At 74.3% G+C, this 22,068-nt stretch carries 22 protein-coding genes; 6 read left to right on the top strand and 16 right to left on the bottom strand.

Annotated elements, in window-relative coordinates:
• Window positions 1–101: 101 nt before the first annotated feature.
• Window positions 102–1,406: a DUF4032 domain-containing protein gene (locus KKR89_RS03345; protein ID WP_208197857.1), complete on the top strand. Its 1,305-nt coding sequence runs from the start codon at window positions 102–104 to the stop codon at window positions 1,404–1,406.
• 15 nt (window positions 1,407–1,421) lie between these two features.
• On the opposite strand, the gene rlmB is transcribed toward KKR89_RS03345, so the two are convergent.
• From rlmB to KKR89_RS03325, 4 genes are read right to left on the bottom strand one after another with little or no spacing between them, the layout of a single operon-like run.
• Window positions 1,422–2,420: a 23S rRNA (guanosine(2251)-2'-O)-methyltransferase RlmB gene (gene rlmB, locus KKR89_RS03340; protein ID WP_208197856.1), complete on the bottom strand. Its 999-nt coding sequence runs from the start codon at window positions 2,418–2,420 to the stop codon at window positions 1,422–1,424.
• Entirely contained in the window at window positions 2,420–3,859 is a 1,440-nt protein-coding gene (gene cysS, locus KKR89_RS03335; protein WP_208197855.1) for a cysteine--tRNA ligase, read from the bottom strand. Before cysS ends, rlmB begins: the two co-directional genes overlap by 1 nt.
• A 59-nt stretch (window positions 3,860–3,918) precedes the next feature.
• Complete coding sequence (locus KKR89_RS03330) at window positions 3,919–5,157, bottom strand: alanine racemase (protein ID WP_208197854.1); 1,239 nt, start codon at window positions 5,155–5,157, stop codon at window positions 3,919–3,921.
• Window positions 5,158–5,170: 13 nt separating this feature from the next.
• Window positions 5,171–5,875 (bottom strand): TetR/AcrR family transcriptional regulator, encoded by a 705-nt coding sequence (locus KKR89_RS03325; RefSeq protein ID WP_208197853.1) that lies wholly within the window; start codon window positions 5,873–5,875, stop codon window positions 5,171–5,173.
• Window positions 5,876–6,017: 142 nt separating this feature from the next.
• On the opposite strand from KKR89_RS03325, the gene KKR89_RS03320 reads away from it, so the two are divergent.
• Together KKR89_RS03320 and KKR89_RS03315 are read left to right on the top strand one after the other, a co-directional pair.
• Entirely contained in the window at window positions 6,018–7,361 is a 1,344-nt protein-coding gene (locus KKR89_RS03320; RefSeq protein ID WP_208197852.1) for a D-arabinono-1,4-lactone oxidase, read from the top strand.
• A 75-nt stretch (window positions 7,362–7,436) separates the two neighbouring features.
• Complete coding sequence (locus KKR89_RS03315) at window positions 7,437–8,381, top strand: NADP-dependent oxidoreductase (protein ID WP_208197851.1); 945 nt, start codon at window positions 7,437–7,439, stop codon at window positions 8,379–8,381.
• On the opposite strand, the gene KKR89_RS03310 is transcribed toward KKR89_RS03315, so the two are convergent.
• Window positions 8,371–8,685: a hypothetical protein gene (locus KKR89_RS03310; protein WP_208197850.1), complete on the bottom strand. Its 315-nt coding sequence runs from the start codon at window positions 8,683–8,685 to the stop codon at window positions 8,371–8,373. The genes KKR89_RS03315 and KKR89_RS03310 overlap by 11 nt on opposite strands.
• A 202-nt stretch (window positions 8,686–8,887) precedes the next feature.
• Here KKR89_RS03310 and KKR89_RS03305 point away from each other — a divergent pair, with 202 nt between their 5' ends.
• On the top strand, window positions 8,888–9,856 hold the full coding sequence (locus KKR89_RS03305) for an EamA family transporter (RefSeq protein ID WP_208197849.1): 969 nt from the start codon (window positions 8,888–8,890) through the stop codon (window positions 9,854–9,856).
• 28 nt (window positions 9,857–9,884) lie between these two features.
• Here the strand turns inward: KKR89_RS03305 and ispF are convergent, their stop codons facing one another.
• From ispF to KKR89_RS03290, 3 genes are all read right to left on the bottom strand, one after another.
• Window positions 9,885–10,373, bottom strand: a complete 489-nt coding sequence (ispF, locus tag KKR89_RS03300; protein WP_208197848.1) for a 2-C-methyl-D-erythritol 2,4-cyclodiphosphate synthase — start codon at window positions 10,371–10,373, stop codon at window positions 9,885–9,887.
• Window positions 10,370–11,107 (bottom strand): 2-C-methyl-D-erythritol 4-phosphate cytidylyltransferase, encoded by a 738-nt coding sequence (gene ispD, locus KKR89_RS03295; protein ID WP_208197847.1) that lies wholly within the window; start codon window positions 11,105–11,107, stop codon window positions 10,370–10,372. Before ispD ends, ispF begins: the two co-directional genes overlap by 4 nt.
• Window positions 11,108–11,196: 89 nt before the next feature.
• A complete protein-coding gene (locus KKR89_RS03290) occupies window positions 11,197–11,679 on the bottom strand; it encodes a CarD family transcriptional regulator (RefSeq protein ID WP_191780330.1) in 483 nt (160 codons plus the stop codon).
• Between the two features lie 298 nt (window positions 11,680–11,977).
• Here KKR89_RS03290 and KKR89_RS03285 point away from each other — a divergent pair, with 298 nt between their 5' ends.
• Window positions 11,978–12,568 carry a hypothetical protein gene (locus KKR89_RS03285; protein ID WP_208197846.1) on the top strand — a complete coding sequence of 197 codons (591 nt, stop codon included), beginning with the start codon at window positions 11,978–11,980 and terminating at the stop codon, window positions 12,566–12,568.
• A gap of 120 nt (window positions 12,569–12,688) precedes the next feature.
• Here KKR89_RS03285 and pstB read toward each other — a convergent pair whose 3' ends face one another.
• The 6 genes from pstB to KKR89_RS03255 all read right to left on the bottom strand — a co-directional run bounded on the left by pstB (window position 12,689) and on the right by KKR89_RS03255 (window position 18,889).
• Complete coding sequence (gene pstB / locus KKR89_RS03280) at window positions 12,689–13,468, bottom strand: phosphate ABC transporter ATP-binding protein PstB (RefSeq protein WP_208197845.1); 780 nt, start codon at window positions 13,466–13,468, stop codon at window positions 12,689–12,691.
• A gap of 32 nt (window positions 13,469–13,500) precedes the next feature.
• Window positions 13,501–14,574: a phosphate ABC transporter permease PstA gene (pstA, locus tag KKR89_RS03275; RefSeq protein ID WP_208197844.1), complete on the bottom strand. Its 1,074-nt coding sequence runs from the start codon at window positions 14,572–14,574 to the stop codon at window positions 13,501–13,503.
• Entirely contained in the window at window positions 14,574–15,584 is a 1,011-nt protein-coding gene (gene pstC, locus KKR89_RS03270) for a phosphate ABC transporter permease subunit PstC (protein WP_208197843.1), read from the bottom strand. Before pstC ends, pstA begins: the two co-directional genes overlap by 1 nt.
• A gap of 104 nt (window positions 15,585–15,688) precedes the next feature.
• Complete coding sequence (pstS, locus tag KKR89_RS03265) at window positions 15,689–16,810, bottom strand: phosphate ABC transporter substrate-binding protein PstS (RefSeq protein WP_208197842.1); 1,122 nt, start codon at window positions 16,808–16,810, stop codon at window positions 15,689–15,691.
• Between the two features lie 130 nt (window positions 16,811–16,940).
• Window positions 16,941–17,645, bottom strand: a complete 705-nt coding sequence (locus KKR89_RS03260) for a response regulator transcription factor (protein WP_208197841.1) — start codon at window positions 17,643–17,645, stop codon at window positions 16,941–16,943.
• Entirely contained in the window at window positions 17,642–18,889 is a 1,248-nt protein-coding gene (locus KKR89_RS03255) for a sensor histidine kinase (RefSeq protein ID WP_372438594.1), read from the bottom strand. The genes KKR89_RS03260 and KKR89_RS03255 overlap by 4 nt, the downstream gene beginning before the upstream one ends.
• A 148-nt stretch (window positions 18,890–19,037) precedes the next feature.
• Between KKR89_RS03255 and phoU the strand changes: the two genes are divergently transcribed.
• A complete protein-coding gene (gene phoU / locus KKR89_RS03250; RefSeq protein ID WP_208197839.1) occupies window positions 19,038–19,712 on the top strand; it encodes a phosphate signaling complex protein PhoU in 675 nt (224 codons plus the stop codon).
• 103 nt (window positions 19,713–19,815) lie between these two features.
• On the opposite strand, the gene KKR89_RS03245 is transcribed toward phoU, so the two are convergent.
• Window positions 19,816–20,556, bottom strand: a complete 741-nt coding sequence (locus KKR89_RS03245; RefSeq protein ID WP_208197838.1) for a phosphoglyceromutase — start codon at window positions 20,554–20,556, stop codon at window positions 19,816–19,818.
• Window positions 20,557–20,649: 93 nt separating this feature from the next.
• Window positions 20,650–21,984, bottom strand: coding sequence for a glycosyltransferase (locus KKR89_RS03240; RefSeq protein WP_208197837.1), 1,335 nt, complete (start codon window positions 21,982–21,984; stop codon window positions 20,650–20,652).
• Window positions 21,985–22,068: the final 84 nt, after the last annotated feature.

Genomic DNA, 22,068 nt, shown 5'->3' with positions numbered 1-22,068 from the left:
CCACACGCACGAGGCGGGTCCGGCATCGCCGGGCCCGCCTCGTGCGTCTCGTCGACGGGTGGCGCGCGGACGGTGCCGGCCGGACCTGAGAGGATCGGAGCATGAGCGTCACGGCACAGAGTCTGCAGATCACGGCGGCGAACCCGGACCCCGCGCTGCTGGACCTGCCCTGGCACATCCCGCTCGAGGACTGGCCGACCGAGACCCTCGCGGCCCTGCCGCGCGGCATCTCCCGGCACATCGTGCGGTTCGCCCGGATGTCGGGGCGGGTCGTCGCCATCAAGGAGATCGGCGAGAGCGTCGCCTACCGGGAGTACGAGCTGCTGCGCCAGCTGCGCAAGCTCGACGTCCCGAGCGTCGAGCCCGTCGGCGTCATCACGGGACGCCGTGCCCCCGACGGGGAGCCGCTCGAGGCGGTGCTCATCACGCAGCACCTGCAGTTCTCGCTGCCCTACCGTGCGCTGTTCAGCCAGTCGCTGCGGCCCGACACGGCCACGCGTCTCATCGACGCGCTGGCCGTCCTGCTCGTGCGCCTGCACCTCGCGGGCTTCTACTGGGGCGACGTGTCGCTGTCCAACACGCTGTTCCGCCGCGACGCCGAGACGTTCGCCGCCTACCTGGTCGACGCCGAGACGGGTGACCTGCACGACGTGCTGACCCCCGGGCAGCGCGGGTACGACCTCGAGGTCGCCCGCGTCAACATCATCGGCGAGCTCATGGACCTGCAGGCCGGCGAGTTCCTCGACGAGGACGAGGACGTCGTCGGCATCGGCGAGGCGCTCGTGGTGCGGTACGAGGAGCTGTGGCGGGCGCTGACCGAGACCGAGTCGTTCGGCTTCGGGGAGCGTTGGCGCGTGCAGGCCCGGATCGACCGCCTCAACGACCTCGGGTTCGACGTCGGCGAGCTCGCGATCACCACGGACCTCGACGGCACGTCCGTGCGGATCCAGCCGAAGGTCGTCGACGCCGGCCACCACTCCCGCCGGCTCATGCGCCTCACGGGGCTCGACGTGCAGGAGAACCAGGCCCGCCGCCTGCTCAACGACCTCGACGAGTTCCGCGCCGCGACCGACCGGCAGGCCGACGACGAGGCGTTCGTCGCGCACGACTGGGTGACCGACATCTTCGAGCCCGCGGTCCGCAGCGTCCCGCGCGAGCTGCGCGGCAAGCTCGAGCCCGCGCAGATCTACCACGAGCTGCTCGACCACCGCTGGTACCTCTCGCAGCAGCAGCACCGGGACGTCCCCATGCCGGAGGTCGCGCGGAGCTACGTCGCGACGATCCTGCCGACGCGGCCCGACGAGCAGGCGGTGCTGGGGACCCGCGCGGAGGACCTCCGCGACGGCGAGCCCGGTCCGTCCGGGTCGGACGACGACGCGTTCGACCCGGACCAGATCATCGGCTGACGCCGACGGCGCGGCTCAGGCGCGCTGCCGGGCGACCTCGTACAGGGCGATCCCGGCCGCGACGCCGGCGTTGAGCGACTCGACGGCGGACGCGATGGGGATCGACACGATCGCGTCGCACTGCTCACGCACGAGGCGCGACAGGCCCTTGCCCTCCGAGCCGACGACGAGGACCAGCGGGTCGGCGGCGAACGGCAGACCGCTGAGCGGCACGTCGCCGCCCGCGTCGAGCCCGACGACGAACACGCCGGCCCGGCGGTAGTCCTGCAGCGCACGCGTGAGGTTGGTGGCGCGCGCCACCGGCACGCGCGCGGCGGCGCCGGCCGAGACCTTCCACGCCGCGGCGGTCACGCCGGCCGCGCGCCGCTCCGGCACGAGGACGCCGTGCGCACCGAACGCACCCGCGGAGCGCAGCACGGCCCCGAGGTTGCGCGGGTCGGTGATGCCGTCGAGCGCGACGACGAGCGGGGCCGTCGCCGACGACTCGGCGGTGTCCAGCAGGTCGTCCGGGTCGAGGTACTCGTACGGCGGGACCTGGATCGCGACGCCCTGGTGCACGGCGCCGTCGGTGAGCCGGTCGATCTCGGCGCGGCCCACCTCGAGCAGGGGGTAGCCGGAGTCGGCGGCGATGGAGATGATCTCGCGGGTGCGGTCGTCCGCCTCCAGGCGCGCCGCGAGGTACACGGTCGCGACGGGGATGCCGGCGCGCAGCGCCTCGAGGACCGAGTTGCGGCCCGACACGATCTCGTGCGTCGAGCTCGTCTTGCCCCCGCGCTTGCCCTGCGCACCGCGGGCGGCCCGCGGCGACGGGCGACCCGAGCCCCCGGGGGCGGCGGCCGCCTGCTCGGCGGCGAGCTTGCGCTTGTGGGCGACGTGGTACGGGCGGTCCTCCGCCTTGGGCGTCGGGCCCTTGCCCTCGAGCGCGCGCCGGCTGTGACCACCGGTCCCGACGCGGGCGCCCTTCTTCGATCCAGGGGTGCGGGTCGCCCCACGGCGCTGGGAGTTGCCGGCCATCATTCCTCCGAGTTGTCGGTCGCGGGCGCAGCGAGCGCCCAGCGCGCGCCCGTCGAGGAGTCCTCCACGACGACGCCTGCAGCAGTGAGCCGGTCGCGGATCGCGTCGGCGGTGGCCCAGTCACGGGCGGCACGCGCGGCGGCGCGTGCGTCGAGCTCGGCACGGACCAGCGCGTCGAGGGCGTCCGCGGTACGGCTGTCGCCCCCGGCGGTGCTCCACTGCGGTGAACCGGGATCGAGCCCCAGCACGTCGAGCATGCCACGCAACGTCACCATCGCCCGCCGCGCGGCGTCGTCGTCGCCTGCTGCGAGGGCGGTGTTGCCCGCCCGCAGGGTCTCGTGGACGACTGCGAGCGCGGCCGGGACGTTGAGGTCGTCGTCGAGCGCGGAGGCGAACGCCGCCGGCAGGGCGACCTCGGCGACCTCGGCCTCGGACGCGCAGCCGACCCGCTCGGTGGCGCGCTGCACGAAGCCGGCGAGCCGGTCCCACGTCGCCTCGGCCTCGGCCAGGGTGTCGTCGGTCCACTCGAGCATCGAGCGGTACTGCACGGCCGTCAGCGCGTAGCGGACGACCGCCGCGGGGGCCTTCTCGAGCACCGTGGTGACGAGCAGGCCGTTGCCGAGCGACTTGCTCATCTTGGCGCCGCTCTGCGTGACCCAGCCGTTGTGCAGCCAGTACCGGGCGAACCCGTACCCGGCGGCGCGCGACTGCGCCTGCTCGTTCTCGTGGTGCGGGAAGCGCAGGTCGAGCCCGCCGCCGTGGATGTCGAACGCCTCGCCGAGGTAGCGGTGCGCCATCGCGGAGCACTCGAGGTGCCACCCGGGGCGTCCGCGCCCGTACGCGGTGTCCCACGAGGCGGTGGTCGGCTCGCCGGGCTTGGGGGCCTTCCAGAGCGCGAAGTCGTGGGGGTCGCGCTTGCCGGAGCCCGCGTCCTCGGGGACGTCCGTCATGTCGTCGACGCGCTGGTTGGTCAGGCTGCCGTACTGCGCCCACGACCGGACGTCGAAGTACACGTCCCCCGGCCCCGCCGCGTACGCGTGCCCGCGCTCGACGAGGCGGTCCATGAGGTCGAGCATCGCGGGCACGTGGCCCGTGGCGCGCGGCTCGTAGTCGGGCGGGATCACGCCGAGCGCGGCGTAGGCGGACGCGAACGCGCGCTCGTTGCTCAGCGCCCACGCCCACCACTCGGTGCCCGCCGCGGCGGCCTTCGCGAGGATCTTGTCGTCGATGTCGGTGACGTTGCGGATCATGGTGACGCGCACGCCGTTGCGGCGCAGCCAGCGGACCAGCACGTCGAACGCGACGGCGGAGCGCACGTGCCCCACGTGCGGCGGCGACTGCACGGTGGCACCGCACAGGTAGATGCCGACCTCGCCCTCGACGAGAGGGACGAAGTCGCGCACCGACTGGGTGCCGCTGTCGAACAGCCGCAGGCTCACCGGACCAGGCTACCGGCGCACGGGACGCACGCCCGACCGGTCGGGCGGTGGCGCCGCGCTCAACCGGCGCAGACACCCTCCCCGCGGTACGTCGGCACGGTCGTCTCGACCCGGTCACCGCGGACGAGGTGCACCCGGGCGAACCGCTCCATGACCTCACCGGCCTTGGCGTGCCGGAACCACACGCGGTCCCCGATGCGCAGGTCCGCGCGCGCGGGGACCCGCAGGGGCGTCTGCACCTCGCCCGCGCCCTCGCGCGCGCCCAGGCGCAGCCCGGTCGGCCACACGGGCCGGGGCAGGCGGCTCGGCGTCGCCGGCCCCGACGCGACGTAGCCGCCCCCGAAGACCGTCGCCCACCCCTCACCCGGCACCCTGACGACGTCGAGGCCGAAGTACGCCGCGGGGCGCGGCTCGAAGGCGAGGTACCCGTCGAACAGCGTCGGGACGAACAGCCCCGAGCCCGCCGTGACCTCGGTGACCGCGGGAGCCGCTGCACTGACCTCGAGCGACCCGGTCCCCCCGGAGTTCACGAGGTCGAGCGGGCGGCCGAGCGCCGCGGCCACGGCGTCGACGACGTCGGCGCGCCGGCGCGCGAGCTCGCGGACCGAGGCGGCCTTGACGAGCCGCACCGCGGCCGAGGTGTCGGGCAGCCCGGCGACCTGCGCCTCGTAGAACATCACGCCGCGCACCTCGAGCGAGCCGCGCTGCTCGACGGCGGCCGCGAGGACCGCGGCGTCGCGCGGCGTGCGCACGGGTGACCGGCGCACGCCGAGGTGCACGGTGAGCGGCCCCCGCCCGACACGCAGCGACGCGTCGACGTCGAGGCAGACCCGCAGCCGCCGCCCGTGACGGTGCGCGGCGGCGGCGAGCAGGTCCGCCTGGGCGGTGTCGTCGACCATGAACGTCACGGCGCGCGCCGCGTCGGGGTCGGCGGCCACGGCGTCGACCGCCACGGTGTCGACGGTCGGGTAGCCGAGCAGGACGTCCTGCACGCCGTGGCCCACGAGCCAGTGCGCCTCCGCGGCCGCGTACGCCATGACTCCCGCGAACCCGGGGCGCGCGAGCACCCGCTCGAGGACGTGCCGCACGCGCACGGACTTGCTCGCGACGCGGACCGGCGTGCCGGCGGCGCGCCGCACGACGTCGTCCGCGTTCGCGTCGAGCGCGTCGAGGTCCACGACGACCAGCGGCGCGGGCAGGCCGGCCGTGGCCGCGTCGAGCCGCTGGCCGAGGGTGCGCACGTCCACCCGAGGCGACCCGTCCGCAGCGGTGCGGCGGGCCGCCGTCGGGACGGTCATGCGCGCGGGCTCGTCATGCCAGGGCGGACACCCCGGACGGGACGGACGGTGCGGCGAACGGGTGCACCTCGGCACGCGGCTCGTCGTCGTCGTCGGCGGTCCCGCCCAGCATCGCGGCCTCGTCGACGGGCACCGCGAGCGAGGACAGGTGCTCGGCGAACAGGCGCAGGCCCTGGTAGGCCGCGTCGTCGTCGCCGTCGACGAGCCACGCGAGGCAGAACCCGTCGATCGTCGCGATGATCGAGCGTGCCACCAGGTGGCGGGGCACGCGCCAGACGATGCCCGCGGCGCGCTCGACCTCCTCGAGGAAGCGCTCGGCGGCCGCCCAGCTGACGACGTACTGGTCGACCCCGACCTGCTGGAGCTCGGGGTGCCGCAACGAGGTGGTCGTGAGCTCGTACGTCAGGAGCTGCGGCCCACGCGTGGCGCGGATGTTCGACCACAGCTCGTCCAGGACCGCCATGACGAGGTCGCGCGCGGGCGCCGACTCCGGCATCGCGGCCACGCCGCGACCCAGGTTGCGCTCGGTGATCGTGTGGGCCATCGCGCGCAGGAGCTCGTCCTTGTCACGGAAGCAGTAGTGGACCACCCCCAACGACACGCCTGCCTCGGCGGCCACGGCTCGCACGGTGGCACCGTCGATCCCTTCACGACTGGCGACGGTGAGTGCTGCCTCGATCAGCTGTTCGCGACGCTCTGCGACCGGCAGACGGTTCATTGCTTCCTCCTCCGGACGCATCGCCGGCACACCCCCCCGGGTGCGGTCGATGCGTCTCCAGGGTCATCTCATCGCTTGTCATGACGATAGTCAAGGATTTCGCGCACTTGACTTGGACACGCGCCCAGCCGATCCTGCCAGGATGGGAGGGCGTCGCCCCGGCGGGTCCGGAGCAGGCACATGGCACAACTGGGCACGGACGCAGAGCGCCCACCCGCGCAGGGTCGCACGTCCACGTGACCTGGGTGAGCTCGTCCGCGAGGTGAGCGCCGCGACGGCGGCAGGGACGCGGCTGCGCGCCGTCGGCGCGGGCCACTCGTTCACCGGAGCCGCCGTGACCGACGGCGTGCAGGTGCACCTCGACGCCCTGGCGGGGTTCGAGCGGGTCGTCACCCGGACGGACGGGTCCGCACGGGTGACGGTCGGTGCGGGCATGCGGCTCCGCGCGCTCAACGCGGGGCTCGCCGCGCGCGGCCTCGCGCTGCGGAACCTCGGCGACATCGACGCGCAGTCGATCGCGGGAGCGATCAGCACCGGCACGCACGGCACGGGAGCGCGGCTCGGCGGGCTCGCGACCCAGGTCACCGCCTGCCGCCTCGTCACGGCGGCCGGTGACGTCGTGGAGGTCTCGCCGACGCAGGACCCCGACCTGTTCGAGCTCGCGCGGCTGGGGCTGGGGACCGCGGGGGTTCTCGCGGCCGTCACGCTCGACGTGGTGCCGGCCTTCCGCCTGCTGGCGCGCGAGGAGCCGATGGCGCTGCAGGACGTGCTCGACGATCTCGACACGTTCGTCGACGAGAACGACCACTTCGAGTTCTTCTGGTTCCCGCACGCCGACGGCGCGCTGATCAAGCGCAACAACCGCGTCGCCGACGACACGGAGCGCCCCCTGTCGCCGCTGCGGCACCTCGTGGACGACGAGGTCCTGTCCAACGGCGTCTTCGCGGCGCTCAACCGGCTCGCGGCCGCCCGGCCGGGCGTCGTGCCGCGGATCAACGCCCTCGCCTGCCGCGCGCTCACGGCCCGCACCTACACCGGGTCGTCCTCGGACGTGTTCGTCTCGCCGCGCCGGGTCCGGTTCCGGGAGATGGAGTACGCGGTGCCGCGCGAGCACGTGGCCGACGTCGTGCGCGAGGTCGGCGCGTGGCTGCGCAGCACCGGCGAGCCCGTGCCGTTCCCCGGCGAGGTGCGCTTCGCCGCCGCCGACGACCTGTGGCTGTCCACCGCCCACGACCGGGCGACCGGGTACGTCGCCGTCCACCAGTACCACCGCATGCCGCACCGCCGGTACTTCGACGCCGTGGAGCGCATCGTCGCGCAGGTCGACGGCCGCCCGCACTGGGGCAAGCTGCACGGGCTCGACCACGAGCGCCTGGCCGAGCTGTACCCGCACCTGCCCCGCGCGAACCGCGTCCGCGCGCGCGTCGACCCCACCGGCACCTTCCGCAACGCGTACGTCGACCACGTGCTCGGCCCCGCGGGCTGACGCCGCCCGCGGTTCAGGCGAACGAGGGACCCGTCCGCCCTGGTCTCCGGCACCTTCCGCCGTCAGGCTGGCCCGATGGCGGACATGGGACGGGCGGTCGTGGCGACCGCGCTCGGCGGGCCGGAGGTGCTACGACTCGTCGAGGCCGAGGTGACGCCGCCCGGACCCGGCGAGGTGCAGGTCCGCGTGCACGCCGCGGGCGTCAACCCCTGGGACTGGAAGTCGTACGCCCCGGGCTCGGGCGGGCGCCCGCCCGTGCGGCTGGGGCTCGAGGTCGCGGGCGTCGTGCAGGCCGTCGGGACGGGCGTGCGCTGGTACTCCCCGGGTGACGAGGTGGTCGCGTGGCCCGTCACGGGCGGGTACGCCGACGTGGTGACGGCACCCCAGCGCGTCGTCGTGCGGCGCCCTGACGGGCTCGACGTCGTCCGTGCCGCCGGTCTGCTCGCCGCGGGCGTCACCGCCGTGCACGCCGTGGACGCCACGGGCGTGGACGACGAGGACGTCGTCCTGGTGCACGGGGCGTCGGGGGGTGTCGGACGCATGGTGGTGCAGCTCGCGGTGCTGCGCGGCGCACGGGTGATCGCGACGGCCTCGCCCGCCTCGCACGACTGCCTGCGGCGCTTCGGCGCCGAGCCGGTGACGTACGGACCAGGGCTGCTGGACCGCGTCCGTGACCTCGAGCCGGCGCTGGGGCGCGTGACCGTCGCGATCGACGCCGTGGGCACGCGGGAGTCGCTGGACACGTCGGTCGCACTGGTGCGCGACCGACGGCGGGTCGCCACGCTCGTCGCCCTCGAACGCGCGGCGGGGCTCGGCGTGCTCGCCCTGGGTCACGGGGCGGGCGCGGACCCCGGTCACGACGTCCGTGAGGCCGCACGCAGCCAGCTGACGACCCTGGCCGCCGACGGGTCCGTCGAGGTGCTGGTCACGGGCACGTACCCGCTCGAGCAGGCGGCCGCCGCGCACGTGCGCAGCCGCGACGGTCACACGGGCGGGAAGCTGGTGCTCGTCACCCGCTGACGCGCGGCTGGCCGCCCGTGACGAGCGGGTGGCTCCCCGTCGCGGGCGGCCACAGGTCCGCCGGCGGGGCGAGCGGTGCGGCCGGACGCGCGTCCTCGTCCACCTGCTGCAGGCCGGCGAACGTGGCCTCCAGCGTCTCCAGCGCCACCCGGTTGCGCTGGCGGACGGGCAGGCTCGCCGCGCGCCGCGGCAGGCCCTGCGCCCCCGTCCCCGGCGCGGGGCGCTCCGCCCTCGGCGCAACGCGCTCCGGGGCGGGCGCTGCGCGCACGGGGACGCGCTCGCTGTCGGTGGATGGCACAGTCACGGGGACGGACGGTACCGGCGATTCGTCCGGATAGCGACGTTCCAGGACGCCTGCGGCGCGTGACTTTCGGTATCCGTTCCGACAGTTCACCCGCCCGGGTGGTCGCGTGCCCACATCGTGACACGGTGCCCGTGGACCCGGATCGCCGCCGGCTCGCGGCAAAGGACTGGTACCCGAGCGTCGCGGGAGACAGACTCGCCGGGTGCCACCCCGTCACGTCCTGCTCGCCGTGCTGGTCGCCGTCACGTGGGGCCTGAACTTCCCCGCGATCCACCTGTCGCTGCAGCAGTTCCCCCCGTTCCTGCTGGTCGCGCTGCGCTTCGCGGTCATCGCCGTCCCCACGCTGCTGCTCGTCCCCCGCCCGCGCGTCGCGTGGCGGTGGCTGCTCGGCTACGGGGCGGGGTTCGGCGTGCTGCAGTTCGTCTTCCTCTACCTGGCGATGGACACCGGCATGCCGACGGGCCTGGCGTCGCTCGTGCTGCAGTCCTCCGCGCCGTTCACCGTGCTGCTCGCCGCCGTGCTGCTGCGCGAGCGCCTCACGGTGCGGCAGGGCCTCGGCGTCGCGATCGCCGTCGTGGGGCTCGGCGGGATCGCCGTCCACCGTGCCGGGCTCGACGGCGGTGCGGCGCTCGTGCCCGTCGTCCTCACGCTCTGCGGCGGGCTCGGGTGGGCGTTCGGCAACCTGTGCAACCGCCAGGCGCAGGCCGACTCGCCCTTCCGGCTCATGATGTGGATGACGGTGGTCCCGCCCCTGCCGATGCTGGCGCTGTCGCTGCTGGTGGAGGGGCCGGCGACGATCGCCGCGTCGTTCCACGGCCTGACGACGCCCACCGGCCTGGCCGCGCTCGGCGGTCTCGCGTTCACGGTGCTCGTCGCGACCGTCGTGGGGACGGGCCTGTGGACGTGGCTCATGGCCCGCCACTCCTCGAGCGTGGTCGCGCCGTTCTCGATGCTGGTCCCGGTCTTCGGGATCGGCTCCTCGTGGCTGTTCCTGCACGAGCCGACCCGGCCCGCCGAGCTCGCGCTGGGCACGCTCGTGGTCGGCGGCGTCCTGCTGGGCAGCACGGGTCGCCGCACCCTGGCGCCGCCGCCGTCGTCCGCCGCCGAGCGGCGCACCGCGGACCCGGCGGCGACCGCGCCGGCGGCGACCGCGCCAGCGGAGCCCGCCTGACCGGTCACTCGCCGGCGGGGTCGGGGGCTCAGACCTCGTCGAGGGTGATCAGTGCCGTCGCGATGGCCGCGACACCCTCGCCGCGGCCCGTCAGGCCGAGGCCGTCCGTCGTGGTCGCACCGACCGTCACCGTCGCGCCGCACGCCATCGACAGGACCGCCTGCGCCTCGATCCGACGCGGACCCAGCTTGGGACGGTTGCCGACGACCTGCACCGCGACGTTGCCGATCGTGAACCCTGCGGCGCGCACGCGCCGCGCGGCCTCGGCGAGCAGCGCCGCGCCCGACGCACCCGCCCACCGCGGGTCGTCGGTGCCGAACTGCAGACCCAGGTCGCCCAGCCCCGCCGCGGAGAGCAGGGCGTCGGCGGCGGCGTGCGCCGCGACGTCCGCGTCGGAGTGGCCCGCGAGCGGGCGCTCGCCCGGCCACTCCAGGCCGGCGAGGTGCAGGACGGCGTCGGGGGCCGGGTCGGGGTCGTAGGAGTGCACGTCGATGCCGATCCCGGTCCGGACGTTCACGCGAGGGCTCCCGCCGTCAGGGCCCGTGCGACCAGCAGGTCGCGGGCCGTCGTCACCTTGGCGGCGCGCTCGTCGCCGGGGACCACCCAGACGGGCACGCCGTCGGCCTCGACGAGCGCCGCGTCGTCCGACGCGGCTGTCGCCTCGTGCGCGCCCAGGCCCGAGCCGACCGCGTGCGCACGCTCGAGGACCTCGCGGTCGAAGCCCTGCGGGGTCTGGACCGCGACCAGGTCGGACCGCGGCACGGTCTCGAGCACGGGCCGTCCCGTGCCGTCCCCGGTGCCCACACGCTTCACGGTGTCGACGACCGGCAGCCCCGGCACCACCGCGGGGTGGCCCGCGCGCACCGCGTCGACGACCCGCGCGACCAGCTCGACCGGGGCGAACGGACGGGCGGCGTCGTGCACGAGGACGACGTCGACGTCGTCGGCCAGCTCCGCGAGGCCTGCCGCGACGGACTCCTGTCGGGTGCGTCCCCCGCCGACGACGTCGAGGCGGACGTCCGCGGCCTCGACGACGTCGGCGAGCAGCACGGCGACCTCGTCGAGGTGCGCGGCGGGCGCGGTGACGACGAGCTGGCCGACGGCCGACCCGTCCGCCGCGCGCGCGGCCAGCAGGGCGCGCGCGGCGTGGACCACGAGCGACTCGCCCGCGACCGGGACGACCGCCTTCGGCAGCTCGAGCCCGAGGCGCGACCCGCTCCCGGCGGCGGTGAGGACAGCGGCGATCGTCATGTGTGCATCGTGCACCGTGGCAGCTCCCGGCGCTCCCCCGACACAGCAGACGGCCCGGGCGTCTGCACCCGGGCCGTCGTGCGTGCGGATCAGGAGGCGAGGACCTCGTCGAGGATGGCCTCGGCCTTGTCCTCCTCGGTCTTCTCGGCGAGCGCGAGCTCCGAGACGAGGATCTGACGGGCCTTGGCGAGCATGCGCTTCTCCCCGGCCGACAGGCCGCGGTCCGCGTCACGGCGCGACAGGTCGCGGACGACCTCCGCCACCTTGATGACGTCGCCGGACTGCAGCTTCTCGAGGTTGGCCTTGTAACGTCGCGACCAGTTGGTCGGCTCCTCGGTGTACGGGGCGCGGAGCACCTCGAACACGCGGTCGAGGCCCTCCTGGCCGACGACGTCCCGGACACCGACCAGATCGACGTTCTCCGCCGGCACCTCGATCGTCAGGTCACCGTGGGCGACCTTGAGCTTGAGGTAGAGCTTCTCCTCGCCCCGGATGGTCCGGCTCTTGATCTCTTCGATCTTGGCTGCACCGTGGTGCGGGTAGACGACGGTCTCCCCAACAGTGAAAGTCATCTGTCGGTGTCCCCTTTCGCAGACGTGTATGGTATCACGCCCCCCTCCCGCGGAATCCGGTCGTCCGGGCGCGTCCGCGCTGGTCAGCGGCCGGTCGGCGACGAGCCGACGTGCCGACCGGGTCCCCCGCGGAGTGCGGTGGTCGCGTCCCGCCAGGGACGGAGGTCCCCTTCGGTCCCTCGACGGTAGGCTGACCTGCGACTCCCCCTGCGTCGGGTCCGCGCCGTCGGACCGGGTGCAGAGGCAGCGCCCCACCCGCACCCGCCGCCTTGCGCGCGCGAGACCAGCAGGAGCCCTCGTGACCCGCCTCCGTCCCCGTTCCGTCCGGACCGCCGCCGCCGGTCTGGTGGCCGCCGCCGCCCTGACGCTGACGGGCTGCTCGGCCACCAACCCGATCACGACGACCTGGGACTACGCGGCCTCGGACGGTGCCGGCGCGTCGGTGGGCGAGGTCCGCGTCCTCAACATGGTCGTCGTCTCCGCCGAGGAGGGCGCGCCGGGCGTCCTCACCGGTGCGCTGGCCAACGGCTCGTCCGACGACGAGGACGTGACCCTCACCGTCGGCGACGCGGAGCCGGTGAGCGTGCAGGTCGGCGCCCGCCAGACGGTGCTGCTGGGCGTCAGCGACGCCCCCCCGCGCTACACGACGCAGGACGTCCCCGTGGCCGCCGTCGACACGCGGCCGGGCGGGCTCACGCAGCTCAAGGTCACCACGTCGACCGGCGGCACGGTCGAGTTCGCGGTCCCCGTCCTCGACGCCGCCCAGCCGCAGTACGCGGCCCTGCTCGAGTCGATCTCGGGGGGGGCGACCGCCACCGCGACGCCGACCGACGACGCCACGCGTGATGCGTCCGAGCCGCAGCAGCAGGAGCAGGAGCAGGGCGAGTAGCACCCCGCCCGTCCGACCCCGCACGTCACGAGGGGCCGACCACCCCCCCGGTGGTCGGCCCCTCGCGCGTCGTGGCCGCGTGCGTCGCGTGCGTCGTGGCCGCGTCCGTCGACGGCGCCGTCAGCCGAAGCGGCCCGAGATGTAGTCCTCCGTGGCCTGCTCGCGCGGCGAGGAGAACATCGTCGAGGTGTCGTCCATCTCGATGAGCCGTCCCGGCTTGCCCGTGCCCGCGATGTTGAAGAACGCGGTGCGGTCGGAGACCCGCGCGGCCTGCTGCATGTTGTGCGTGACGATCACGATCGTGTACTGCGACTTCAGCTCGGCGATGAGGTCCTCGATCGCGAGCGTCGAGATCGGGTCGAGCGCCGAGCACGGCTCGTCCATGAGCAGCACCTGCGGCTTCACGGCGATCGCGCGCGCGATGCACAGCCGCTGCTGCTGACCGCCCGACAGGCTCGAGCCGGGGCGCGCGAGGCGGTCCTTGACCTCGTTCCACAGGTTCGCCCCGCGCAGCGACTGCTCGACGAGCTCCTGCTGGTCGCCCTTCGACATGCGCCGGTTGTTGAGCCGCACGCCCGCGAGCACGTTGTCCGCGATCGACATCGTCGGGAACGGGTTGGGTCGCTGGAACACCATGCCGACGAGGCGTCGCACCGTGACGGGGTCGACGTCCGCGCCGTACAGGTCCTGACCGTCCATGAGGGCCTTGCCCTGCACGCGCGCACCCGGGATGACCTCGTGCATGCGGTTCAGGGTGCGCAGGAACGTGGACTTCCCGCAGCCCGACGGTCCGATGAGCGCGGTCACCTGCCGCGCCTCGATGGTCATGTTCACGCCCTGCACGGCGAGGAAGTCGCCGTAGTAGACGTCGAGGTCCGAGACGTCGATCCGATTGGACATGGGGGTCCTTCCTGGGGTCGGTGCGGCCCGCGTCAGCGGGCGCCCTTCGGGGCGAACCAGCGGCTGACGAGCCGGGCCACGAGGTTGAGGAGCATGACGAGCAGGATGAGCGTGAGGGCCGCGGCCCACGCGCGGTCGATCCCCGTCCCGCCCTGCTCGTACTGGCGGTACGCGAACACGGGCAGCGTGGCCATGCGCCCGTCGAACAGGTCGGTGTTGGTCTGGGTGACGAGCCCGACCGTGAGCAGGAGCGGCGCCGTCTCGCCGATGACGCGCGCGACCGCGAGCATGACGCCCGTGACGATGCCCGCTGCGGAGGTGCGGAGCACGACCTTGACGATCGTCAGCCACTTCGGCACGCCCAGCGCGTACGACGCCTCACGGAGCTCGTTCGGCACGAGCCGCAGCATCTCCTCGACCGAGCGGATGACGACGGGCGTCATGAGCAGGGCCAGTGCGACCGCCCCCATGATCCCGGCGCGGTACGCCGGGCCCATGACCAGCGTGAACAGCGCGAACGCGAACAGGCCGGCGACGATCGAGGGGATGCCCGTCATGACGTCGACGAGCAGCGTGATGCCCCGCGCGAGCGGCCCGCGGCCGTACTCGACCAGGTAGATCGCCGTCAGCAGGCCGACGGGCACCGAGATGACCGCAGCGGCCAGCGTGACCAGGAGCGTCCCGACGAGCGCGTGCGCGATGCCGCCGGACGTCATCTCCCCGAAGACGCCGACCATGTCGGTCGTCAGGAACGCCCACCCGAACGACGACGCGCCGCGCGTGACGACGAGCATGACGAGGGAGACCAGCGGCACGAGCGCCAGCAGGAAGGCGCCGGTCACGAGGGTCGTCGCGAGACGGTCGGCGGCGCGCCGCGGCCCCTCCACGACGCGCGAGGTGATGCTCGACGACAGCACGAAGAGCACCGCACCGAGGACGACGACGCCCGCCGTCGAGACCGCCCCGAGGGCGAGCAGCACCAGCAGCGCCGTGGCCAGCGCGCCGGCCGCGAAGGCCCACGGGCTCCACGACGGCAGGCGACGGTACGCGTCGTCGGTCAGCAGGCCCGCGGTCGTCGCGGGAGCGGTGGTGGCGTCGGCGCTCATCAGTTGGCCCCCGAGAACTCGGCGCGGCGTGCGATGACCCAGCGCGCGGCGAAGTTGACCACGAACGTGATGACGAACAGCGCCAGGCCCGTGGCGATCAGCGCGCTGACGCTCAGGCCGCTCGCCTCGGGGAACTTCGAGGCGATGTTCGCGGCGATGGTCTGCTGCTGACCCGGCTTGAGCAGGAAGAACGAGAAGAGGAACCCGGGCGAGATGACCATGAGCACGGCCATCGTCTCGCCCAGCGCGCGCCCCAGACCGAGCATCGAGGCGCTGATGACGCCCGAGCGGCCGAACGGCAGGACGGCCTGGCGGACCATCTCCCAGCGGGTCGCGCCGAGCGCGAGCGACGCCTCCTCGTGCAGGCGCGGGGTCTGCAGGAAGACCTCGCGCGAGACGGCGGTGATGATCGGCAGGATCATCACCGCCAGCACCACCGACGCCGACATGATGTTCTTGGCCGGCGCCTGGTAGTCCGCGAACAGCGGCACGAACCCCAGGTTCGACGACAGCCACGCGAAGACCGGGTCCAGCCGCCCGATCAGCCACAGCGCGCCCCACAGGCCGTAGACGACCGACGGGATGGCCGCGAGCAGGTCGATGAGGTAGCCCAGGCCCTGCGCGAGACGGCGCGGCGCGTAGTGCGAGATGAACAGCGCGATGCCGATCGACACGGGCACCGCGAGCAGCAGCGCCAGGACGGACGCGAGGAGCGTCCCGAAGACCAGCGGTCCGACGTACTGCGCGACCGAGCCGCCGTTGAACCACGAGATGGCCTCGAGCTCCTCGCGCGACGCGGTCAGCGCCGGCCAGGCGCGCAGCACGAGGAAGACCGCGACCGCGGCGAGCGTCACGAGGATGAGCACGCCCGCGCCGGTCGACAGGGCACCGAACACGCGGCCCGCCAGCCGCCCGGTGGAGGCCGCGCGCGCGGCGGCGGCGGCGTCGCCGGCGTCGGACGAGGGACGCGGGGCGGCGCCTCGCGGGGGTGGGGTGGTGGTGACAGCCACTGCTGCTCCGTCGGTCGGGGAGGGTGGGGGCGCCGCGCGAGCCGTCCCGGGGTGGGCGTCGTGCCCGTCCCGGGACGGCCCGGCGTGATGCGGTCGTGAGGTCGTCAGGCCGCCGCGATCGAGTCGATCGCCGCCTGGACCTCGGTGCGCAGGTCGTCCGAGATGGGTGCCGAGCCCGCGACGCCCGGGTCGGCGGCGCGGTCCTGGCCCGCGGCGCTCGCCACGTAGGTGAGGTACGCCTTGACGTTGGCCGCGTCCGCCGCGTCGGCGTACGTGGAGCACGCGATCGAGTACGAGACGAGGACCAGCGGGTAGGCGCCGGCCTCGGTCGTGGTGCGGTCCAGCTCGACGACCAGGCGCTTGTCCGTCGCACCCTCGGCGCGCGGGGACGCGTCGACGACCTTCGCGGCCGCCTCCGCCGAGAACGGCACGTACTCCTCGCCGACCTTCAGCGCGACCGTGCCCAGGTCACCCACGCGCGACGCGTCGGCGTAGCCGATCGCGCCCTCCGCGCCCGAGACCGTGTCGATGACGCCCTGCGTGCCCTGGCCCGACTGCCCGCCGGACAGCGGCCAGTCGCCCGACGCCTCGTGCGGCCACGCGCCGTCGGAGGCGGCCTCGAGGTACTCGGTGAAGTTCTCCGTGGTCCCCGACTCGTCGGAGCGGTTCACGGGGATGATGCCGGTCGACGGCAGCGTCACGTCGGGGTTCTCGGCCGCGATCGCCGGGTCGTCCCACGTCGTGATCTCGCGGTTGAAGATCTTCGCGATCGTGGCCGCCGAGAGCTGCAGGTGATCTGCGTCGACGTCGGGGAGGTTGTAGACGACCGCGATGGGGCTGATGTACAGGGGCAGCTCGAGCGCCTCGCCACCCTCGCAGCGCTCGGCCGCGGCCTCGAGCTCGTCGTCCTCCAGCGCGGCGTCGGACCCGGCGAGCTGCACGGCACCCGCGAGGAACTGCTCGCGCCCGCCACCCGAGCCGACCGCGTCGTAGCTGACCGCCACGTCGGGGTACGTGTCGTTGAACCCGGCGATCCAGCCGGCGACGGCCTTCTCCTGGGAGGACGCACCGGCACCGGCGAGCGAGCCGCTCAGCTCGGCGGAGCCGTCACCTGCACCCGTCGCGCCCGACTCGGCCGAGGAGCCCGAGCTGCACGCGGCGAGCGTCAGCGCCAGCGCACCGGTGAGGGCGACGGCACCGAAACGGCTGTGGGGAGTGAGCTTCACTGTGTCCCGTCCTGTCAACGTCTGCGCGCACCGGTCGGTGCGCGGCCGACGCCGACGCTAGGTGGGGCAGGTGACCGCTCCGACGGCTCCGGGTGAACCCCGGGTGAACGCTCGTCGACCGTCTCGCGCGCTACTCCGGGGCGCCCGAGAGCTTGTACCCGAGCCCGCGCACGGTCGTCAGCAGCGTCGGCACGGACGGGTCGCGCTCGATCTTCGCCCGGATGCGCTTGACGTGGACGTCCAGCGTCTTGGTGTCGCCCACGTAGTCCGAGCCCCACACGCGGTCGATGAGCTGCCCGCGCGTCAGCACCCGGTCGGGGTTGCGCAGCAGCATCTCGAGCAGCTCGAACTCCTTGAGCGGGAACGGCACCACCTCGCCGTGCACGTGCACGGTGTGCCGGTCGACGTCCATCCGGACGCCGTCGACCTCCAGGACGGTGTCGCCGTCGTCCTCGCCGACCGCGCGTGCGCCGGCGTCGCGGCGCCGCAGCACCGCCCGGATGCGCGCCAGGAGCTCGCGCGACGAGTACGGCTTGGTCACGTAGTCGTCGGCGCCGAGCTCGAGGCCCACGACCTTGTCGATCTCGTCGTCCTTCGCGGTCAGCATGATGACCGGGACGTCGGACTCCAGGCGCAGCCGCCGGCACACCTCCGTGCCGGGCAGGCCGGGCAGCATGAGGTCGAGGAGCACGAGGTCCGCACCGTGCTCGGCGAACTGCTCCAGCGCCTGCGGACCGGTCGCCGCCGTGACGACCTCGTAGCCCTCGCGGGTGAGCTGGTAGGACAGCGGGTCGCGGTAGGACTCCTCGTCCTCGACGAGAAGGATGCGGGTCACGTGCTGCTCCTGGTGGGGGTCGTGGCCGGACCGGGCCGGGACGGTGAGGTGGACGTGCGCGCGTCCGCGGACGCGGCGGGCGTGGTCGGTGCGTCCGGTGCGGCGGGCGCTGCCGCGGGCGTCGCGACGGGCAGCCGCAGGGTGAACGTGGACCCGCGACCCGGCTGCGACCACACCGACACGTCGCCACCGTGGTCGGCGGCGACGTGCTTGACGATCGACAGGCCCAGCCCTGTGCCGCCGGTGTCCCGCGAGCGCGCGGGGTCCACGCGGTAGAACCGCTCGAAGACGCGCTCCTGGTCCGCGGCGTCGATCCCGACGCCCTCGTCGACCACCGCGACCTCCACGAGGTCGCCCCGCCGGCGCACGCCGACGTTGACCCGCGTCCCCGCGGGCGAGTACGCGACCGCGTTGTCGAGCAGGTTGCGCACGGCCGTGACCAGCAGGTTGCGGTCCCCGATGACGACGACGCCCGGGTCCCCGCCCGACACGATGCGCACGGACTTGGCGTCGGCGGCGGTGCGCGCCCGGTCGACGGCCTCCTGCACCACGTCGTCGACCACGACCTCCTCGGCGTCCTCGAGCGCCCCCGCGACCTGCAGCCGGGACAGCTCGATGATCTCGTGCACGAGCGCCGAGAGGCGTGCCGCCTCCGAGCGCATCCGTGCGCTGAAGCGGCGCACCGCCTCCGGGTCGTCGGCGGCGTCCTGCACCGTCTCGGCCAGCAGCGACAGCGCGCCGACGGGCGTCTTGAGCTCGTGCGACACGTTGACGACGAAGTCGCGGCGGACCGCCTCGAGGCGCCGCGCCTGCGTGAGGTCCTCGGCGAGCAGCAGCAGGTGGTCGGGCGTCACCTGCGCGACGCGGACCTGCAGCAGCAGGCGCGACGGGCCGACGGGCCCGCGCGGGACGTCGAGCTCCTCGTCGCGGATGACCCCGTCGCGGCGGACGTCGGCGACCATGTCGCGCATCGACGCGTGGACCAGCCGACCGTCGCGGACCACGCCCAGCGCGTGCGCGGGTGGGCTCGCGCGCACCACGCGGTCCTGCGCGTCGAGGACGACGGCGGCCGAGCGCAGCACCGCGAGCGTGCGCACCAGGCCGTCGTCGAGCTCCGGCTCGGGCTGCGGCGGCACGGTGTGCTGCTCTCGCTCGCTCCAGCGGAACGCCCCGATCGCGACCGCACCGACGAGCACGCCGATGAGTCCGGCGACCAGGGGCGCCGCGTCCAGGATCCAGTCCACGGCGTCCACACTAGGCCGGGGCCCCGGAGGCCCCGCACCGACGTCGGCTGCGGACGCCGAACGGCCGCCGCGTGTTCACCTGCCGGGGGGCGGTCGTTCACCGGCGCGTGCGACGGTGGCCGTCGCAACGTCCGAGGAGAGGGAGCACATGCGGGACATCTTCGAGGCCGAGCTCACCCAGCTCGGTCACGACCTGGTCGCCATGAGCGGCCGGGTCGAGCAGGCCATCAGCAGCGCCGGCACCGCCCTGCTGACCGGGGACCTCCAGCTCGCGGAGTCCGTGATCGCCGACGACCTGGCGATCGACGCGCTCGAGCAGGACCTGGACGAGCGGTGCGTGCGCCTGCTGGCCCAGCAGCAGCCCGTGGCGACCGACCTGCGGGTCGTCGTCTCGGCGCTGCGCATGAGCGCGTCGCTCGAGCGCATGGGCGACCTCGCGCGGCACGTCGCCCAGGTGACGCGCGCCCGCTACCCCGTCCTGGCCGTCCCGACGGGCATGGAGGAGACGTTCACGCAGATGCAGGACGCCGCCGTGCGCGTCGCACGGCGCGTCACCACGCTGCTCGGCACGCGGGACATGGCGCTCGCCGAGTCGATCCAGCAGGACGACGACCTGCTCGACGAGCTGCACGCCGGCACGTTCACGGCGATGCTCTCGGGCCCGTGGGACCGCACGACGCAGGAGACGGTCGACGTCACGCTGCTCGGGCGGTACTACGAGCGGTTCGGCGACCACGGCGTGTCCGTGGCACGGCGCATGGTCTACCTGGTGACGGGCGACGTGGCCGACGCGCTCGACCCGGCCGCGATGCGCGTGCGCTGACACCCTGAACGCGGGGCCCGTCGCGGTCCCGTGCACGCGAGAGGCGCCCGTCCCGGGGAGGGAGCGGGCGCCTCTCTTCGTCGTGGTCGGGTCGAGTCCCGGGTCAGCGACCCTGGTTGGCGACCGCCGCGATGGCGGCCCTGGCGGCCTCGGGGTCGAGGTAGGTGCCACCGGCGGTGACCGGCTTCAGCGTCTCCTCGTCCAGCTCGTACAGCAGCGGGATGCCCGTGGGGATGTTGATGCCCGCGATGGTCTGCTCGTCCACGTCGTCGAGGTACTTGACGATCGAGCGGATCGAGTTGCCGTGCGCGGCGACGAGGACGACCTTGCGCGCCTGGAGGTCCGGCACGATCTCGGCCTCCCAGTACGGCAGCGCGCGGTCGAGGACCTGCGCGAGCGCCTCGGTGCGCGGGATCGGCTCGCCCGCGTAGCGGGGGTCGGCGTCCTGCGAGTACTCGGAGCCGAGCTCGATCTCCGGCGGCGGGACGTCGTACGAGCGGCGCCAGAGCATGAACTGCTCCTCGCCGTACTCCGCGAGCGTCTCCTTCTTGTTCTTGCCCTGCAGCGCGCCGTAGTGACGCTCGTTGAGGCGCCACGACCGCTTGACGGGGATCCAGTGGCGGTCCGCGACGTCGAGCGCGAGGTTGGCGGTCGTGATCGCGCGGCGCAGCAGCGACGTGTGCACGACGTCCGGGAGCACGCCCGCGTCGGTCAGCAGCGTGCCGCCACGCTTGGCCTCCTCGACGCCCTTCTCGGAGAGGGGCACGTCCACCCAGCCGGTGAACAGGTTCTTGGCGTTCCACTCGCTCTCGCCGTGGCGGAGCAGCACGAGGGTGTAGGTCATGCCCCTCATCCTGCCGCAGGGCGGCAGGTGCCGCAGGGACGTCCGTCCCCCGGTCCCAGGTGGTGAGGGGTGGGCGGGGGGCGGGGTGGGGCGTCAGCGGGTGGGTTCGGCGGCGACGCCGTAGACCTTGAGGACCTGGTCGGCGGCGGTCGGCCAGGCGTAGCGCTCGGCCACCTGACGGGCGCCGACGGCCCAGCGGGCGCGGCGCTCGTCGTCCGCGAGGGCGTCGGCGATCGCGTCGGCCCAGTCCCGCGGGTCGTGGCCCGGGACGAGCCGGCCGGAGACGTCGTCGTCGACGACCGTGCGCAGGCCCCCGACGTCCGCCGCGAGCACGGGTGTGCCGCTGGCCTGCGCCTCGACGGCCACGAGCCCGAACGACTCCGAGCGCGACGGCATCGCCACGAGGTCGGCCGCCCGGTACCACGCGACGAGCTCGTCGCGTGGCGCGGGTGGACGGACGACCACGTCGTCGTCGACCCCGAGCGTGACGGCCAGCGCGCGCAGCTCACGCACCGCGGTCAGGCGGCCGGACGGGCCCCCGAGCACCACGAGCAGCGGCACGGGCCGCCCGCTCGCTCGCAGCGCCCCGACGGCGCGCACCAGGACGTCCGGGGCCTTGAGCGGCTGGACGCGCCCCGCGAACAGCACGACGGGCCGGTCCGTCGGCAGGCCGAGCCGGCGGCGGGCCTCGTCGCGGGCACCGCGCGGACCGGGACGGAACCGGTCGAGGTCCACGCCGGGCTCCACGACGTGCACCCGCGCGGGGTCGGCCCCGTAGAGCTCGACCAGCTCGCGCGCCTCCACGACCGTCGACGCGACCAGCGCGTCGGCGTCGGCGACGACCTGCTCCTCCCCCACGACGCGCACGCTCGGCTCCGGCGTGTCACCGGGGCCCAGGCTCGCGTTCTTCACCTTCGCGAGCGTGTGGGCCGTGTGCACCAGCGGCACCTCCCACCGCTGCGCCGCGATCGCCCCGACCTGCCCCGACAGCCAGTAGTGCGAGTGCACCACGTCGTACCACCCGGGGCGGCGCGCGGCCTCCGACCGCAGGACACCGGCGGCCATGCCGCACAGGACGCCCGGCAGGTCGTTCTTGTCGAGGGCCTCGAACGGACCGGCCGGCACGTGGTGCACGAGCACGGGCGGCGTGACGCCGGGCGGCACGTCGTCGGCGACGAGGACCTCGCGCGCGTCGTCGGCCGTGAGCGCGCGGCCCTGCGCGTCGGTGCCGTCGAGCACGACCGTCTCGGGGGAGTCGGACCGCGTCGCGCGCGTGAACACCTCGACGCGCGCGCCGCGGGCCGCGAGCGCGTGCGCGAGCTCCAGGACGTACACGTTCATGCCGCCCGCGTCGCCCGTCCCGGGCTGGTCGAGGGGGGAGGTGTGCACCGAGAGCATGGCGACGCGCGGCGCTCGGTCGGTGGTCACCGGACCATTGTCACCCGCGCCGCAGCGCCACGCCGCAGGCGCCCGGTGGCCGCGACGGCCGCTCAGCCGCGCGCGACGGGGACG

Source organism: Cellulomonas dongxiuzhuiae (genome assembly GCF_018623035.1).
In the GTDB taxonomy this organism is placed as follows: Bacteria; Actinomycetota; Actinomycetes; order Actinomycetales; family Cellulomonadaceae; genus Cellulomonas; species Cellulomonas dongxiuzhuiae.
Note: the sequence above shows the minus strand (reverse complement) of the source record. Positions and strands in the feature narration are given on the sequence as shown.

What these genes read in the sequence shown, in the direction of transcription:
- KKR89_RS03345 (WP_208197857.1), top strand. Translation starts at nt 102, where the DNA reads ATGAGCGTCACGGCACAGAGTCTGCAGATCACGGCGGCGAACCCGGAC.
- rlmB (WP_208197856.1), bottom strand. Translation starts at nt 2,420, where the DNA reads ATGGCCGGCAACTCCCAGCGCCGTGGGGCGACCCGCACCCCTGGATCG.
- KKR89_RS03330 (WP_208197854.1), bottom strand. Translation starts at nt 5,157, where the DNA reads ATGACCGTCCCGACGGCGGCCCGCCGCACCGCTGCGGACGGGTCGCCT.
- KKR89_RS03315 (WP_208197851.1), top strand. Translation starts at nt 7,437, where the DNA reads ATGGCGGACATGGGACGGGCGGTCGTGGCGACCGCGCTCGGCGGGCCG.
- pstB (WP_208197845.1), bottom strand. Translation starts at nt 13,468, where the DNA reads ATGTCCAATCGGATCGACGTCTCGGACCTCGACGTCTACTACGGCGAC.
- KKR89_RS03290 (WP_191780330.1), bottom strand. Translation starts at nt 11,679, where the DNA reads ATGACTTTCACTGTTGGGGAGACCGTCGTCTACCCGCACCACGGTGCA.
- KKR89_RS03325 (WP_208197853.1), bottom strand. Translation starts at nt 5,875, where the DNA reads ATGAACCGTCTGCCGGTCGCAGAGCGTCGCGAACAGCTGATCGAGGCA.
- KKR89_RS03245 (WP_208197838.1), bottom strand. Translation starts at nt 20,556, where the DNA reads ATGACCTACACCCTCGTGCTGCTCCGCCACGGCGAGAGCGAGTGGAAC.
- KKR89_RS03320 (WP_208197852.1), top strand. Translation starts at nt 6,018, where the DNA reads ATGGGAGGGCGTCGCCCCGGCGGGTCCGGAGCAGGCACATGGCACAAC.
- ispD (WP_208197847.1), bottom strand. Translation starts at nt 11,107, where the DNA reads ATGACGATCGCCGCTGTCCTCACCGCCGCCGGGAGCGGGTCGCGCCTC.
- pstA (WP_208197844.1), bottom strand. Translation starts at nt 14,574, where the DNA reads ATGAGCGCCGACGCCACCACCGCTCCCGCGACGACCGCGGGCCTGCTG.
- phoU (WP_208197839.1), top strand. Translation starts at nt 19,038, where the DNA reads ATGCGGGACATCTTCGAGGCCGAGCTCACCCAGCTCGGTCACGACCTG.